The following is a 14,769-nucleotide window of genomic DNA, read 5'->3' as shown; positions in this document are numbered from 1 at the left end:
GCGGAACCAGTGTGCGGTCGCTACGCTCGTCTTATGGCTGATTCACCCGATATCCGCATCGGCAACTCCGAACGCGAGGACGCCATGAAGCGGCTGTCGGATCATTTCGCCGCGGGCCGGCTCTCGGTCGCGGAATTCGACGAGCGCAGTGCGGTGATCGCGGCCGCGGTCACGCGCGGCGATCTGGTGCGGGTATTCACCGATCTGCCCGAGCCGGTGGCGCAACCGGCGGCCGCCGCGCAGCCCCCGGCGCAGCCGAAGGGCGACCGGCCGGAGATCGGCGGTCCCGTGATGGGCCTGATCGTGATCGCGGCGCTGGTGCTGTTCTTCACCACCCACACCTGGCTGTGGTTCCTGATGATTCCGGCGGCGGGCATCATATTCGGCGGCCTGCAGCAGAATCGCGAGCAACGCCGCCAGGCCCGTCGGCAGCGGCGCCGGGACCGATAGATGGAACCGATCGAGATCAACGCGGGCAGCTGGTATCTGCGGGCCCTGCGCGCCGATGAGCGCATCGACGACCGCCCCGCGCTGGCCACCGGCGGTATCGACGACCCCGATTACGTCGCGCGCCGCACCCGGGAATGGGCCGAATCCACGCGCTATTCGTGGGCGGTATGCGAACCCACTACCGCGGAACTGGTCGCCGAAATCGTGGTGACGCCGAATCCTGATGGCACGGCCGATATTTCGGGCTGGGCACGAACGGGTTTCGACGAGGCGCTCGAGACCGGGCGGACCGCCGTGCGTCGCTTCGTCGCCGGCGCCCTCGGCCTGCAGCCGGTCTGATTCGTATTCGGCTGTGAATTAACATCTTTCATCCCCCGCGTCAAATGATTTTCATTCCGGCCGGAAGAAAAATCAGTGTCGCCGAGCCCCGCCCCCGCGTTACCTTGGAGATCTTCCGAGCGCGGGGAGGCGCAAAATGTGGGAATGGAGTAGGACCGTCGCGGAAAGAGCCGCGGCGGCGGTATGGAGTAGTCGGCACACCGGGCACGCCGAGCCGACCGTGGTCGACCCGGAGTCGTGGCGGCAGATCGCCAAGGGTGATCCCCGCGACGATGCCCTGTATGTGGTGCGGACGCTGTCACTGGTCCGCTGAGCCGAGGAGTAGCCTGCCGGTTGTGCACAGGCCCCCCTTGGACGTCGAACGGTTGCGGCGCAGCGTCGCCGACTCGCCGGATCTGTCGTTCTTCACCCGTCTGGACGTGGTGGAGTCGACCGGATCCACCAATGCCGATCTGATCGGGCACGCCGGCGATCCGGATTCGGATCGCCGGGTGCTGATCGCCGAGGAACAGGTGCAGGGCCGGGGTCGGCACGAACGCGCGTGGGTGAGCCCGCCGCGGGCGCAGCTGTCGATGTCGATGCTGGTGCGGCTGCGCGGTATCGACCCCGCGGTGGTGGGCTGGCTGCCGCTGCTGACCGGCGTGGCCGTCGTCGACGGCGTGCGCGCGACCAGCGGACTACAGGCGAATCTCAAGTGGCCCAACGATGTTCTGATCGATGGTCGCAAGACCGCGGGCATCCTCGCCGAGGTGGCCGCCGGTGCGGTAGACCCCACGGTGGTGATCGGCGTCGGGCTCAATGTGAGCCTGACCGAGGACGAATTGCCGGTGCCCCATGCCACATCGCTGGCACTGGCCGGGGCGCCCGAGGTCGATCGGACCGAATTGGCGCTGTCGCTGCTGCGCGCGTTCGCGCGGCATTTCACCGAATGGCGTACGGCGAACTGGAATGTCACCGGCATCGCCGAGGAGTACCGGAAGCGTTGCGCCACACTGGGAACCGAGGTTCGCGCGGAACTTCCGGGCGGTGAGGTGCTCACGGGTATCGCGACCGATGTGGATGAGAACGGCCGGCTGTTGATTGGGAATCGGGCGGTATCGGCCGGAGATGTGACGCACCTGCGCGCCGGATATTAGTCAGGGCGCCCCAGGCGCCGCCCATGGCGGCGAAGTTGCGACCCTCGTCCCAGGGATGTAGTCGTGGGGATGCCACTGCTCGGTTGCTTGGACACGCACGCCTCCGCTCGAAACAAATCAATGCGGAAACGCTCGGTCGCGCTGGGTGTTGCGGTGATGCCGTTCGCTCGGCCATTCTCGCATCCACAGGCGGTAGGGTTTTCCCCATGGGCTATCCGGAGGAGCTGCTCGCGCCCGACGAACAGTTGCTGCTGCATCGTCATCCGCACTGGAAAATGCTGTTCTGGCCCGCGGTCACCTTCATCGTCGTGAGTGCCCTCGCGGGATTCGCCGGGGGGTTGTCGTGGCGGCACATCGAGGGCAGCGCGCACAACATCGTGCTGATCGCCATCGCGGCGGTCTGGCTGGTGATCGTGTTGTGGCGCTGCGCCGTCCCGGTGATCCGTTGGAACTCAACGCATTTCATCATCACCGACCGCCGCGTACTGGTCCGTGAGGGGGTGCTCACCCACACCGGCATCGACATCCCGATGAACCGCATCTCCAGTGTGCAGTTCCGCCACGGTCTGTTCGACCGCATGCTCGGCACCGGCACCCTGATAATCGACGCGGCCTCCGGCGACCCCCTCGAGTACGACGACATCCCCCAGGTGCAGCGAGTTCACGCCATGCTGTACCACGAGGTCTTCGACAACGAGCGCTACGACCCCCGCCGTGACGGCCGCCACGACCAGCCCGAGCGTCGTTGAGGTCGAGCGGCAGAACGCCGCGTGCCCAATCAACACAGACATTCTGCGCAAGTGCGTAATCTTGACGCGTGACCGCCGTACTGCTGGCCGAAGACGACGAGGCCATCGCCGCCCCGCTGTCACGGGCGCTGGGGCGTGAGGGTTATTCGGTGACCGTGGAGAGCTTCGGCCCCGCGGTCCTGCAACGTGCGCTGGAGGGTGAGCATGATTTGCTCATCCTCGATCTCGGGCTACCTGGGATGGACGGGCTGGAGGTCTGCCGGCAGGTGCGGGCGCGCGGGGCCGATCTGGCGGTGTTGATGTTGACCGCCCGGACCGATGAGGTCGACTTCGTGGTCGGGCTCGATGCCGGGGCCGATGATTATGTGGGCAAACCCTTTCGCCTCGCCGAACTGCTCGCCCGGGTGCGGGCGCTGTTGCGGCGCAGCGGGATCGGTGACGAGGCGGTCGAAATCGGCGGTGTGCGGCTGGAACCGCAGGCCCGCCGGGTGCTGGTGAACGGCCATGAGGTGAATCTGGCCAACAAGGAGTACGAGCTGCTCAAGGTCTTGATCGATCGGGCCGGGCAGGTGGTGCCGCGCGAGACCATCCTGCGCGAGGTGTGGGGCGACGCGGATCTGCGCGGCTCCAAAACCCTCGATATGCACATGTCCTGGCTGCGGCGGAAGATCGGTGACGAGGGCCCGGTGGCCGAGCGTCGCATAGTCACCGTGCGCGGCGTCGGCTTCCGGTTCAACACCGACTGAGGGGCGTATGCGCCGACGGATACTGCTGTCGATGCTGGCCGCGCTCACCTTCACCACGGTGGTGCTCGGCATCCCGCTGGCCTACACGGCCTGGCAGTGGGTGGCCGATATCACTCGAAACGATCTGCGCGCCAGGCTGGATCGGATGTCGGTGGAAATCGTCTCGCAGGAACGCGAGGACGGTCTGGTGCACGGCACCCTGGATCTGCGCTCGGTGCGCCCGCTGATCCCGCCGGGCGGACGGCTCACGATCATCTATCCGACGCCGGAGGATGCCGCGTTGCGCGTGGACGCCGGTGTCTCACATGTGAACGATCCGGTGATCGAATCGCTGGCGATGGGCACCTCGGGTTCGCTGCGTCTCGAGGTCCCGGCCGGGCCCATGCATTCCATGCAGCGCCAGGCCGTCGGGGCGGTCGCGCTGGTGGCGCTGGCCTCGCTGGCCGCGGGCGCGGCGGTGGCCGTGGTGACCGCGCGGCGGGTGGCCGATCCGCTGCGCGATGTCGCCGCCCGCGCGGCCCGGTTGGCGACCGGTGACTTCCGGCTGGACCCCACGCGGCACGGCATCACCGAACTCGACCGCGTCTCCGACGTTCTCGATTCGGCCGCGGTGGAGATCGCCGGGCGGCTGCAACGCGAGCATGCCCTGGTGGCCGATGTCTCCCATCAACTGCGCAGCCGGTTGACCGCGGTGCGGCTGCGCCTGGACGAGCTGTCCGCGCACGACGATCCGGATGTGGTGCACGAGGCCGAGGAGGCGATGGCACAGGTCGACCGGCTCACCGCGGCAATCGATGAATTGGTCCGGGCCTCGCGCGACGAGAACACCGCCGACCGCGATCCGGTGCCGGTCGTCGACGAGCTGCGCGGAGTGGTCACCGAGTGGCGGCATCCGTTCGCCGAGGCCGGTCGCCGCCTGATCCTGTCCGGTGATCCGATGCTGCGCGCCCCGGTGAGCGGCTCACGGCTGCGCGAGGCCGTGGCGGTGCTGGTCGACAATGCCCTGATGCACGGCGGCGGAGACTGCACGATCTCGGTGCGCACGGTCTACGGTGGCCCGGATCGTGAGCCGCTGGTGGCGGTGGAGATCGCCGACGAGGGCGAGGGCGTCAGCGATGATCTGGCCCCGCACATCTTCGACCGCGGTTTCTCGGGGGCGGGATCGACCGGTGTCGGCCTGGCCCTGGCCCGCGCGCTGATCGAGGCCGACGGCGGCCGATTGGAACTGCAGCGTCGCCGCCCGGCGCTGTTCGCGGTGTTCCTCGGCAACCCATCGCCGAACCGGTCGAGCCTGAGTACGACGATCGCGGATGAACCTCGCTGAGATTGCCGACCTGAAACCCGCGGCGGCGAAGCCGCCGCCAGAATTACGAGTGCCCGAGTTGTTCCTCTTCTTCGTAGAGGTCCTCGAATTCCTCGACGAGCGAATCGATCTCGTCCGGGAAGACCCAGCGGCGCATGGCCCAGAAACGGAACACCATCTGCAGGATGTTGCCGATGATGAAGGCGCTGAAGAAGTCGGCGATGTTCTCGGCCATCAGGCTGACATCGGGGACCTGCAGGTGGAACATGTAGCGCGACATCCACAGCGGAACATTGGACAGCACCACGCCGACGCCGCTGACCACGAAGAACAGCAGGGCTTCGTGATGGCGTTCGCGGCCGCCGCGGCCCTTGAACGACCATTCGCGGTTGAGGATGTAGGACGCGATTACCGCGATCACACCGGAAATGATCTTGGCGGTGATCGGCTTGGGCGACAGAACGGTCAATTTCAACAGGTAGAAGATGCCGCTGTCGATGATGAACGTGGTCGCACCCACAATCGCGAACTTGATCAGTTCGTTGTGGCGATATGCGAGGTCCCGCAGTGTTTTGGGCAGGACGTTGACCACGTCGTCGACAAATGACACGGGCCGAGTCTACGTCGCTCGTTATCCGGGCAACCAACCCGCGTGCGTTGACCGGGTGGAAGGCATGACAACATAGTGGCCCGTGACCACCCGTTTCTTCGATGCAGCATCCGACGACGGCGTCCGCGGGCGCTCCGTGGTTACGCGGGCCGCCGCCTCCGCGCCTGATGCGAACGCCGGGGGCATGCCCACCGTCACCATGATCGGTGGCGGGCAGCTGGCTCGAATGACCCATCAGGCGGCCGTCGCACTGGGCCAGCGGTTACGGGTGCTCGCCGAACGCCCCGACGACCCGGCGGCCCAGGTGACCCCCGAGGTCGTGCTCGGCGCGCATACCGATCTGGCCGCGCTGCGCAAGGCCGCGGTCGGCTCGCACGCGCTGACCTTCGATCACGAGCATGTGCCGACCGAACACCTCGAGACGCTCGTGGCCGAGGGCGTGAATGTGCAGCCGCCGCCGGGTGCGCTGCTGTACGCCCAGGACAAGCTCGCCATGCGCCGCAAACTCGCCGAACTCGGCGTGCCGGTGCCGCCGTTCACCGCGGTCGAATCGGCCGCCGATGCCATCGGATTCGGTGACGAGCACGGCTGGCCGTTCGTGCTCAAGGCGGTGCGCGGGGGTTACGACGGGCGCGGGGTCTGGATGATCGACGATCGGGCCGAGGCCGAGACCGTCGTCGCCGACCAGCTCGCGCACGGTGTGGTGCTGCTGGCCGAGCAGAAGGTGGATCTGAAGCGAGAGCTGTCGGCCATGGTGGCGCGCTCGCCGTTCGGGCAGGCCGCGGCCTGGCCGGTGGTGGAGACCGTGCAGCGGGAGGGCCAATGCGCGGTCGTCATCGCGCCCGCCCCGGAACTGCCCGACGCCCGATCCGCCGAGGCGACCGAACTCGCGCTGCGCCTGGCCAAGGAACTCGGCGTGACCGGCGCGATGGCCGTGGAGCTGTTCGAGACCCACGACGGGCGGCTGCTGGTCAACGAACTCGCCATGCGTCCGCACAATTCCGGGCACTGGGGGATGGACGGCGCGGTCACCGGTCAGTTCGAACAGCATCTGCGGGCCGTCCTGGACTATCCGCTCGGCGATACCAGCCCGCTGGCCCCGGTGACCGTGATGGCCAATATCCTCGGCGCCGAGACCGCCCCGGAGATGACAATGGACGAGCGGCTGCATCATCTGTTCGCCCGCATGCCGCACGCGCGGGTGCACCTGTACGGCAAGGGCGAGCGCCCGAAGCGCAAGATCGGGCATATCAATATCCTCGGCGACGATGTGGCCGAGGTTCGCGAGCAGGCGGAACGGGCGGCGCACTGGATGTCGCACGCGATTTGGACCGACGGATGGGATCCGCATGAATGACACCGCGCAGGTCGGCCTGATCATGGGCAGCGACTCCGACTGGCCGACCATGGAGGCGGCCGCGGAAGCGTTGGCGGAGTTCGGGATTCGCTTCGAGGTCGGCGTCGTCTCCGCTCACCGCACCCCCCAGCGCATGCTCGACTACGCCCGGCAGGCCGCGGGTCGCGGCATCAGGGTGATCATCGCGGGCGCGGGCGGCGCCGCCCACCTGCCCGGCATGGTCGCCTCGGCCACCCCCCTCCCGGTCATCGGCGTCCCGGTCCCGCTGAAATACCTCGACGGCATGGACTCCCTGCTGTCCATCGTCCAAATGCCCGCCGGCGTCCCGGTGGCCACGGTCTCCATCGGCGGCGCCCGCAACGCGGGCCTGCTCGCCGTCCGCATCCTCGCCACCACCGACCCCGAACTACGTTCACGCATGGAACAATTCCAGGCCGACCTGGAGAAACTGGTCCTGGAAAAGGACGACGCGCTGCGCAATCGCCTACTCGGGTGAATTCCCCGGTGCCGGATTACGGTGGGGCCATGGACGAGACATCCCGGTTCAAGTTGGCCGTGGTGGATCATGCCCTGCGCCTGTTCGCCGAAAAGGGTTACGAGGCAACGACGGTCGATGAGATCGCCGAGGCGGCGGGGATCTCGCGGCGGACCTTCTTTCGGCAGTTCCGGTCCAAGGAGGATGTGGTCTTCGCCGATCATGAGGCGCAGCTGGCGGCGGCCCGGGAGTATTTGGATCGGGCGCAGGGGGATCCGTGGGACGCGGTGTGTGAGGCCGTGGTCGCGGTGTTCGAACGGTTCACGCAGACACGGGAGTTGGCGGGGCGGCGGTATCGGGTGGTGCGGCAGGTGGCGGCGCTGCGGGATCGGGAGATCGTGACAGTTTTCCGGTACGAGAGGTTGTTCACCGATTACCTGCGTTCGCGCGTGGGTGATGCGGCGGATCTGGCGTTGATTCAGTTCACCGCGGCGGTGACGGCCACGCACAACTATCTGTTGCGGCGGATGGTGCGGGGGCAGTCGGACGCGAGCGCCGCCGATCTGCGCGCGGCGCTGGCGGCGATTCCACGCACGGGTCGCGCGGGCGGCGACGAGATGGTCGTGGCCGTATTCCCCCGAGACATGCCGCCCGGTCGGATTGTTGATCTGCTCGCGCATCGGCTCGGTAATCTGTGAGCTGCACCACAAATCCGTATTTGACACTCAGTGCCAGGTGAAATGCCGAACATGAGTGCGTTTGGCCGCCACCCTGCGGCGTATACTCGACCATGAATGGCACTGAGTGCCGATATGCCGGAGATTCGCGGCACCCGACGACCAGGAGTGGAACCCATGGCGGGCAACCCCGATTTCGACCTGTTCAAGCTGGACGACGTTCATCACGAGCTGCGCGAGGCCATTCGCGGCCTGTCCGAGAAGGAGATCGCCCCGCACGCCAAGGACGTCGACGGGCAGGCCCGGTTCCCGCAGGAGGCGCTGAACGCGCTCAACGCCGCGGGCTTCAACGCCGTGCACGTGCCCGAGGCCTATGGCGGCCAGGGCGCTGACTCGGTGGCGACCTGCATCGTGATCGAGGAGGTCGCCCGCGTCTGTGGTTCCTCCTCGCTCATCCCGGCGGTGAACAAGCTGGGGACCATGGGTCTGATCCTCGCGGGTTCCGAGGAGCTCAAGCAGAAGGTCCTGGCGGATATCGTCGACGGCAAGATGGCCTCCTACTGTCTGTCCGAGCGCGAGGCCGGTTCCGATGCCGCGAGCATGCGCACCCGCGCCCGCCGCGACGGTGACGACTGGGTCATCAACGGCTCCAAGTGTTGGATCACCAACGGCGGCCAATCCACCTGGTACACCGTGATGGCCGTGACCGATCCGGACAAGGGCGCCAACGGCATTTCGGCGTTCATGGTGCACAAGGACGACGAGGGCTTCGTCGTCGGCCCGCTCGAGCACAAGTTGGGCATCAAGGGTTCGCCGACCGCGGAGCTGTATTTCGAGAACTGCCGCATCCCGGGCGACCGCATCATCGGCGCGGAGGGCACCGGCTTCAAGACCGCCCTCGCCACCCTCGACCACACCCGCCCGACCATCGGCGCGCAGGCCGTCGGCCTGGCCCAGGGCGCGCTCGACGCCGCGATCGCCTACACCAAGGACCGCAAGCAGTTCGGCAAGGCCATCGCCGATTTCCAGAACACCCAGTTCATGCTCGCCGATATGGCGATGAAGGTGGAGGCCGCGCGCCTGATGGTCTACACCTCGGCCGCCCGCGCCGAGCGCGGCGAGAAGAACCTCGGCTTCATCTCCGCCGCGGCCAAATGCTTCGCCTCGGACGTGGCGATGGAGGTCACCACCAATGCCGTGCAGCTGTTCGGCGGCGCGGGGTACACCACCGACTTCCCGGTGGAGCGGATGATGCGCGACGCCAAGATCACTCAGATCTACGAGGGCACCAACCAGATTCAGCGGCTGGTCATGAGCCGCGCGCTGCTGCGGGGCTGATTCGGTCGCGGGCATGCTCGGACGTAATGGTCCGGGCATGCCCGCAGATCGTCATCGCACCCAAACCCCTACTGGTGCAACACATATCGCAATAACCCGTGCGAGCAGGGCGTTCAGATGAACGGTGGAGAAATTTCCGTTTGGACGCATTGACGCGGTTTGTCGCCCTGGACGAGCCTGGTCGCATGAGCCACAAGACATTTCTGTTCGGCGTAATCGCCGCCGCCCTGCTGATTCCCGCGACGCCCGCGAACGCGTGCGATCCCATCGTGTCCGAAGGGACCTTCGGGCCCTGGCAGGAGGGCGCGGTCGCGGTCACCTACGACCAAACCCTCGCGCCTGCCGGTAGTCGTGCCAGGGTCGTCCTCGGCGGCGACGACCAGCGGACCACGGCCATCCTGAATGTCACCGGACTGCTCCCCAATCGTGTCTACGGCACCCATGCGCATCGCAACGCCTGCGGCGCCAAGGCGGCCGACTCCGGCTTCCACTATCAGAACGTGGAGGATCCGAATGCCAAGGACAAGATGTCCATGGACGCCCGATACGCCAATCCGCGCAACGAGCTCTGGCTGGACTTCACCACCGACGACCACGGCAACGCCACGCAGGTCGTGACGGTCGACTGGGCCTTCCGTCCGAACCAGCCCGGCGCGATCGTTCTGCACGAGAAGAAGACCGACACCACCGACGGCAATGCGGGTATGGCCGGCGCGCGCGTGGCCTGCCTGAGCATCCAGCGCTGATCGAGTTCCGGTAGGGGTCTTGCCGTTATCGAAAGGCGCGATCAATGCCTGGGCTTCGTGCGACTTTGTAACCCGTTCTTGCATTTGCACATTCAGTCGCAATCGGGCGAATTCGGGACTATCCGAGCGGGCTCGAGCGGAGCACTATTGAGGCATGGCCGGAGTCGAGATCAACGACAGGTTCGTCCGGCGCACGTTGGACAACGGGCGGATCGAAGAGGTGCTGTGGCAGGAGCTTTCGGAGGTCCGGATCATCACGACCGCCGACGGTCCGTTCGCCGACGATGTGTTCTTCGTTTTGATCGGTGCGAAGGGAAACGGTTGCGTCGTTCCGCATTCGGCCGCCGATACCCGCTTCCTCGCGCGATTACAGAAACTTCCCGGTTTCGACAACGAGAAGGTGATCGAGGCGATGGGGAGCGTCCAGGATCGACAGTTCCTGGTGTGGCGGCGACGCAATTAGGCGACGAGCTCCGCGTATTCGCGGTGCTCATCGATGAACTTCTCGACGTACCAACAGGTGGGTATCACCGAGAAGCCCGCTTGGCGGGCGTCGCGCAGACCGAATTCGACCACCTGCCCGGCGATGCCGCGGCCGCGGAATTCGGGGAAGGTCAGGGTGTGCTGGAAATCGCGGACCTTTCGGTCGCCGACCGCGCGGTCGCTGTAGTCGGCGTACCCGGCCAGGGTGTCGTCGATGTAGATCTCGTACCGGGTGGCCTCGGCATTGTGCTCGAGCCTGGTCGTCATGATCGGTGGAACTCCTGCCCGTCGGTCGGATGTACGAATTACAACACCGCTCCGGGGTTGAGTATGCCGTGTGGATCGAGTGCGTCCTTGATGCGGCGTGTCAAAGCCATCACGTCCGGGCCGAGCTGATCGGGCAGCCAGGCTTTCTTCAATCGGCCGACGCCGTGTTCGCCGGTGATCGTGCCGCCCAGGGTGATCGCCAGCCGCATGATCTCGCCGAAGGCCTGATTGGCGCGCGCGGTCTCGTCCGGATCGTTCGGGTCGTGCACGATCAGGGGATGGGTGTTGCCGTCGCCGGCGTGCGCGATCACCGAGACCAGCACCTCGCGGCGGCGTGCGATCTCGGCGACGCCGGTGACCAGCTCGCCCAGGCGCGGCAGCGGTACGCCGACATCCTCGAGCAGCAGCGTTCCCCGGCGCTCCACGGCCGGGATGGCGAATCGGCGGGCGGCGGCGAAGGCCTCGCCCTCCTCGGGATCCTCGGTGCTGAAAACCTCGGTGGCCCCGGCCTTCTCACAGGCGTGCACCATGATCTCGGCCTCGCGGACGGCATATTCGCCCGGGGCGTCGGAGCGGCCGACGAGCAGGGCGGCGGCGTCGCGGTCCAGGCCCATGCGCAGTTCGTCCTCGACGGCGTTGATCGCGACCGCGTCCATGAATTCGAGCATCGAGGGCCGCAGTCGGCCGGTGATCTCCAGAATGGCCTCGGTGGCGGCGGTGAGCGTGGAAAACGTTGCCACGACCGTGCTCTGGGGCGGCTGCGCGGGCAGCAGGCGCAGGGTGAGTTCGGTGATGACGCCGAGGGTGCCCTCGCTGCCGACGAACAGTTTGGTCAGCGACAGCCCCGCCGAATCCTTCAACCGCGGCCCGCCCAGTCGCACGACCGTCCCGTCGGCCAGTACGACCTCCATGCCGAGGACGTAATCGGTTGTGACGCCGTACTTCACACAGCACAGTCCGCCCGCGTTGGTGGCGGCGTTCCCGCCGATCGAGCAGATCTCGAACGAGGAAGGATCCGGCGGGTACCACAGCCCGTGCTCGGCCACGGCCCGCTTGACCTCGGCGTTCAACAGCCCCGGCTGGGCGACGGCCGTGCGGGTGATCGGATCGACGGTGATCGCGCGCATCCGCTCGGTGCTCAGCAACAGCGCGCCGTCCTGCGCGGTGGCCCCGCCGGACAGGCCGGTACCCGCCCCGCGCGGAATCACCGGAACGCGATTGCCGTGCGCCCACTTCAACACCGTGGCGACCTGTTCGGTGCCGGTCGGCCGCACCAGCGCCAGCGGCGTCCCCGCATCCGGATCCAATGCCCGGTCCTGCCGATATCCGGCCAGAATGTCCGGATCGGTGACCAGGGTCCCGTCGGGCAGCAGGCTGGCGAGACTGTTCACGTCCACGAGTCGAACCTACGTCGTCTCGGATCGGCTTCACAGCGCGGGAGCTAAACTCCCCGAGTGTCCGATGCGAAGCTCGAAATCCAGATGTTGCACGACCGGGTCATGGTGCGGGTGTCCCAGGAATCCGGTGAACGTCGCAGCAGCGGGGGCATTCTCATCCCGGCCACGGCCCAGGTGGCCAAGCGGCTGTCCTGGGGCGAGGTCTGCGGGGTCGGTTCGCATGTGCGCAGTGTGAGCGTGGGCGATCGGGTGCTGTTCAGCGCCGACGACCAGTTCGAGGTCGAGGTCCAGGGCCAGGCGTATCTGGTACTGCGCGAGCGAGATCTGCACGCGGTCGCCTCCGAGCGAACCGAGCATGGCACCGGGCTGTATTTATAGGGCCGCCCTGTGCTGTTCCACTATTTCCCTGGCCTGTGTCATTCCGGCACGCATTTCGCCGGAATGACACAGGCCAGGGAGAACTCAGCGCGCCTTGCGCGGCAGGGCCAGCGCTGCGGCGAGGACGACGGCCAGTACGACCAGTCCCGCCAGCGCCGCGGCCTGCATCGCCGTCACGTAATTGCCGGCGCCGGTGGCGGTTCCGAGGGCCGAGAAGAAGATCACTCCGAGAACCGTTGCGCCGATGGCGTTTCCGAATTGCTGGGAGGTGGTCAGAACGCCCGCGGCCATTCCGGCCTGCTGCGGGGGAATGCCCGAGGACAGGACCGCGCCGATGACCGAGGGGATGGTCAGGCCGTTGCCGGTTCCGACGATCATCATGCCGGGGATGAGGGCCGCGGCGGTCACGTCGGGACCGAGCCAGGTCAGCACGGCGAGGGTGATGAGCAGGCCGGTGAGGCTGGTCACGGTGCCCGCGGCCATGACTCGATTGCCGATGCGGTTGGCCACCCGGGGCGCGAGGAAGAACGAGCTCGCGGCGAAGCAGATACCCAGGGGAGCGAAGGCCAGCCCGGCGGTCAGCGGTGACATGCCGAGGCCGTTCTGCAACATGAGGGTCAGGCAGAGCATGAAACCCGCGAAGAAGGTCAGATAGCCGCCCGCGATGACCAGGCCGAGGCTGAAGCCGCGCTCGCGGACCATTTCGGTGTCGAGGATCGGCTCGCCGCCGCGGCGGGCCAGCCGGTTCTCGTAGCGCAGGGTGGCCAGCAGCACCGGCAGCGAGGCGAACATGCTGAGCCAGGTCCACAGCGGCCAGCCCTCGGGGCGGCCCAGCGTGATCGGCACCAGCAGCAGCGCCAGCGCGGCCGCGACGCCCAGCGCGCCGACGGGATCCAGCCGCGGCCGACGACCCGCCTCGTGCCGGGGCAGCCAGCGCGCGGCCAGCGCGGCGGCGGCCAGACCGATCGGCACATTGATGTAGAAGATGGTGCGCCAGCCCCACCCGAACAGATCGGCGTCCAATAGTACCCCGCCCAGCACCTGACCCGACACCGCGCCGATGCCGACGGTCGCACCGAATGCCGCCATGGCCCTTGGCCGTTCGTGGATCGGGAACATCGTATTGATGATCGCGAGCATCTGCGGCACCATCAGCGCCGCGGTCGCGCCCTGCAGCACGCGGAAGGCGACCAGCAGCCACGCGTTGGGCGCCAGCCCGCACAGCAGCGAGGCGACGGTGAAGGCCAGCATGCCGATCACGAACAGCCTGCGGTGACCGTACAGGTCACCGAGCCGGCCGCCGGTGATCAGGCCGGAGGCGTAGGCGAAGCCGTAGCCGCCGACGATCAGTTCCAGCGCCGCCTCCCCGGCGTGCAGATCGTGCTGCAGCGATGAGGCCGCGACATTCACCACGAACCAGTCGAACATCGCCATGAACATGGCGCTCAGGACGACCGGCAGCACCCGCCAGCGCGTGGGATACGCCTCGCCTGTCGCGGAAACGACTGGAGCGGAACGAGTTTCGATAATGGACACGGATGTGCTCCCGATGAACATGAGGGACGGAAGCGGCGCGGCACTGCGCCGGACGGGAGTGAGGCGGACCCCACAAGAGCTCTAACTAACCGGTTGGTTATGAATATTCCAAGCCATCCGCTCCTTGTCAACCAATTAGTTGGTTACTATCGGTGCCATGGCTCCCAGAGATCCCGAGGCGACCAAGGCCCGCATATTCGAGGCGGCCACCCAGGAGTTCGCCGCCTACGGGATCGCCGGAGCCCGCGTCGACCGCATCGCGCGCAATGCCCAGGCCAACAAGCAGCTGATCTACGCCTACTTCGGCGATAAGGAGCAGCTGTTCCATCAGGTACTCGAGCGGGCCATGGTCGACGCCGCCTCGGCCGTGATCACCGATATCGACGATCTCGACCGGTGGATCGACCAGCACATCGACTATCACCGGGACCATCCGGAATTCCTGCGCCTGATGCTGTGGGAGGCGCTCGAACTCGGTGCGGACGGCGCGTCCAGCGGCGAGGCCCGAACCGGCCGCTACGCGGAGAAGCAGGCCAAGGTCGGCGATGCGCAGCGGCGCGGATTGATGCGCGACGATATGCCCCCCGCGGCGCTGCTGCTGCTGACGCTCAGCCTGGTCAACTACCCGCGGGCGGTGCCGCAGGTGAGCCGATTCCTGTTCGACGAGCGGTTCGATCCGGAGTCGATGCGCGGGTGGGTCAAGGACGCGGCGCACCGGATGCTGGCGCCGGCCGATCCCGAATGAGGAGGGAGGCGGCGCGTCGAATGACGCCCGCCTCCCT

The 14,769-nt window shown here is 67.1% G+C and carries 19 protein-coding genes; 15 read left to right on the top strand and 4 right to left on the bottom strand.

The annotated features are described in order from the left end of the window. The first annotated feature begins 33 nt into the window (after positions 1–33). The 7 genes from NP4_RS13110 to NP4_RS13085 all read left to right on the top strand — a co-directional run bounded on the left by NP4_RS13110 (position 34) and on the right by NP4_RS13085 (position 4,744). The gene (locus NP4_RS13110) at positions 34–450 is read left to right on the top strand and encodes a DUF1707 SHOCT-like domain-containing protein (protein ID WP_067997132.1); all 417 of its coding nucleotides are present in this window, start codon (positions 34–36) and stop codon (positions 448–450) included. Continuing rightward, positions 451–789, top strand: a complete 339-nt coding sequence (locus tag NP4_RS13105) for a hypothetical protein (protein ID WP_067997130.1) — start codon at positions 451–453, stop codon at positions 787–789. It abuts the gene before it with no gap. Between the two features lie 136 nt (positions 790–925). After that, complete coding sequence (locus NP4_RS40910) at positions 926–1,102, top strand: hypothetical protein (protein ID WP_156524912.1); 177 nt, start codon at positions 926–928, stop codon at positions 1,100–1,102. Then, positions 1,071–1,925: a biotin--[acetyl-CoA-carboxylase] ligase gene (locus NP4_RS13100; RefSeq protein WP_067997127.1), complete on the top strand. Its 855-nt coding sequence runs from the start codon at positions 1,071–1,073 to the stop codon at positions 1,923–1,925. The genes NP4_RS40910 and NP4_RS13100 overlap by 32 nt, the downstream gene beginning before the upstream one ends. Before the next feature lie 206 nt (positions 1,926–2,131). Then, positions 2,132–2,674, top strand: a complete 543-nt coding sequence (locus NP4_RS13095; protein WP_067997125.1) for a PH domain-containing protein — start codon at positions 2,132–2,134, stop codon at positions 2,672–2,674. Positions 2,675–2,742: 68 nt separating this feature from the next. Continuing rightward, positions 2,743–3,420: a response regulator transcription factor gene (locus NP4_RS13090; protein ID WP_062504717.1), complete on the top strand. Its 678-nt coding sequence runs from the start codon at positions 2,743–2,745 to the stop codon at positions 3,418–3,420. A 7-nt stretch (positions 3,421–3,427) separates the two neighbouring features. Beyond that, entirely contained in the window at positions 3,428–4,744 is a 1,317-nt protein-coding gene (locus tag NP4_RS13085) for a sensor histidine kinase (protein ID WP_067997124.1), read from the top strand. A gap of 43 nt (positions 4,745–4,787) precedes the next feature. On the opposite strand, the gene NP4_RS13080 is transcribed toward NP4_RS13085, so the two are convergent. Continuing rightward, on the bottom strand, positions 4,788–5,333 hold the full coding sequence (locus NP4_RS13080; protein ID WP_067997122.1) for a GtrA family protein: 546 nt from the start codon (positions 5,331–5,333) through the stop codon (positions 4,788–4,790). 136 nt (positions 5,334–5,469) lie between these two features. On the opposite strand from NP4_RS13080, the gene NP4_RS13075 reads away from it, so the two are divergent. The 6 genes from NP4_RS13075 to NP4_RS13050 all read left to right on the top strand — a co-directional run bounded on the left by NP4_RS13075 (position 5,470) and on the right by NP4_RS13050 (position 10,389). Next, on the top strand, positions 5,470–6,690 hold the full coding sequence (locus tag NP4_RS13075) for a 5-(carboxyamino)imidazole ribonucleotide synthase (protein WP_067997413.1): 1,221 nt from the start codon (positions 5,470–5,472) through the stop codon (positions 6,688–6,690). Continuing rightward, a complete protein-coding gene (purE, locus tag NP4_RS13070) occupies positions 6,683–7,186 on the top strand; it encodes a 5-(carboxyamino)imidazole ribonucleotide mutase (RefSeq protein WP_067997119.1) in 504 nt (167 codons plus the stop codon). The genes NP4_RS13075 and purE overlap by 8 nt, the downstream gene beginning before the upstream one ends. Positions 7,187–7,215: 29 nt before the next feature. After that, a complete protein-coding gene (locus NP4_RS13065; protein WP_067997412.1) occupies positions 7,216–7,863 on the top strand; it encodes a TetR family transcriptional regulator in 648 nt (215 codons plus the stop codon). A 156-nt stretch (positions 7,864–8,019) separates the two neighbouring features. Next, positions 8,020–9,180, top strand: coding sequence for an acyl-CoA dehydrogenase (locus NP4_RS13060; RefSeq protein ID WP_067997117.1), 1,161 nt, complete (start codon positions 8,020–8,022; stop codon positions 9,178–9,180). A 185-nt stretch (positions 9,181–9,365) separates the two neighbouring features. After that, complete coding sequence (locus tag NP4_RS13055) at positions 9,366–9,926, top strand: superoxide dismutase family protein (protein WP_067997114.1); 561 nt, start codon at positions 9,366–9,368, stop codon at positions 9,924–9,926. A gap of 154 nt (positions 9,927–10,080) precedes the next feature. After that, the gene (locus NP4_RS13050) at positions 10,081–10,389 is read left to right on the top strand and encodes a hypothetical protein (RefSeq protein WP_062504703.1); all 309 of its coding nucleotides are present in this window, start codon (positions 10,081–10,083) and stop codon (positions 10,387–10,389) included. On the opposite strand, the gene NP4_RS13045 is transcribed toward NP4_RS13050, so the two are convergent. Together NP4_RS13045 and NP4_RS13040 are read right to left on the bottom strand one after the other, a co-directional pair. After that, positions 10,386–10,676 carry a GNAT family N-acetyltransferase gene (locus tag NP4_RS13045; RefSeq protein WP_067997112.1) on the bottom strand — a complete coding sequence of 97 codons (291 nt, stop codon included), beginning with the start codon at positions 10,674–10,676 and terminating at the stop codon, positions 10,386–10,388. The genes NP4_RS13050 and NP4_RS13045 overlap by 4 nt on opposite strands. 38 nt (positions 10,677–10,714) lie before the next feature. Continuing rightward, complete coding sequence (locus NP4_RS13040) at positions 10,715–12,073, bottom strand: FAD-binding oxidoreductase (RefSeq protein WP_067997109.1); 1,359 nt, start codon at positions 12,071–12,073, stop codon at positions 10,715–10,717. A gap of 57 nt (positions 12,074–12,130) precedes the next feature. Between NP4_RS13040 and NP4_RS13035 the strand changes: the two genes are divergently transcribed. Next, positions 12,131–12,451 carry a GroES family chaperonin gene (locus NP4_RS13035; protein ID WP_062504696.1) on the top strand — a complete coding sequence of 107 codons (321 nt, stop codon included), beginning with the start codon at positions 12,131–12,133 and terminating at the stop codon, positions 12,449–12,451. Positions 12,452–12,535: 84 nt separating this feature from the next. Here the strand turns inward: NP4_RS13035 and NP4_RS13030 are convergent, their stop codons facing one another. Then, positions 12,536–13,987 (bottom strand): MFS transporter, encoded by a 1,452-nt coding sequence (locus NP4_RS13030; protein ID WP_245998233.1) that lies wholly within the window; start codon positions 13,985–13,987, stop codon positions 12,536–12,538. Between the two features lie 157 nt (positions 13,988–14,144). Here NP4_RS13030 and NP4_RS13025 point away from each other — a divergent pair, with 157 nt between their 5' ends. After that, positions 14,145–14,732, top strand: a complete 588-nt coding sequence (locus NP4_RS13025) for a TetR/AcrR family transcriptional regulator (RefSeq protein WP_067997103.1) — start codon at positions 14,145–14,147, stop codon at positions 14,730–14,732. Positions 14,733–14,769: the final 37 nt, after the last annotated feature.

Source organism: Nocardia pseudobrasiliensis NBRC 108224 (genome assembly GCF_001613105.1).
GTDB classification, from domain to species: domain Bacteria; phylum Actinomycetota; class Actinomycetes; order Mycobacteriales; family Mycobacteriaceae; genus Nocardia; species Nocardia pseudobrasiliensis.
The sequence above is the reverse complement of the archived record's forward strand: the minus strand, read 5'-3'. Positions and strand labels throughout refer to the sequence as shown.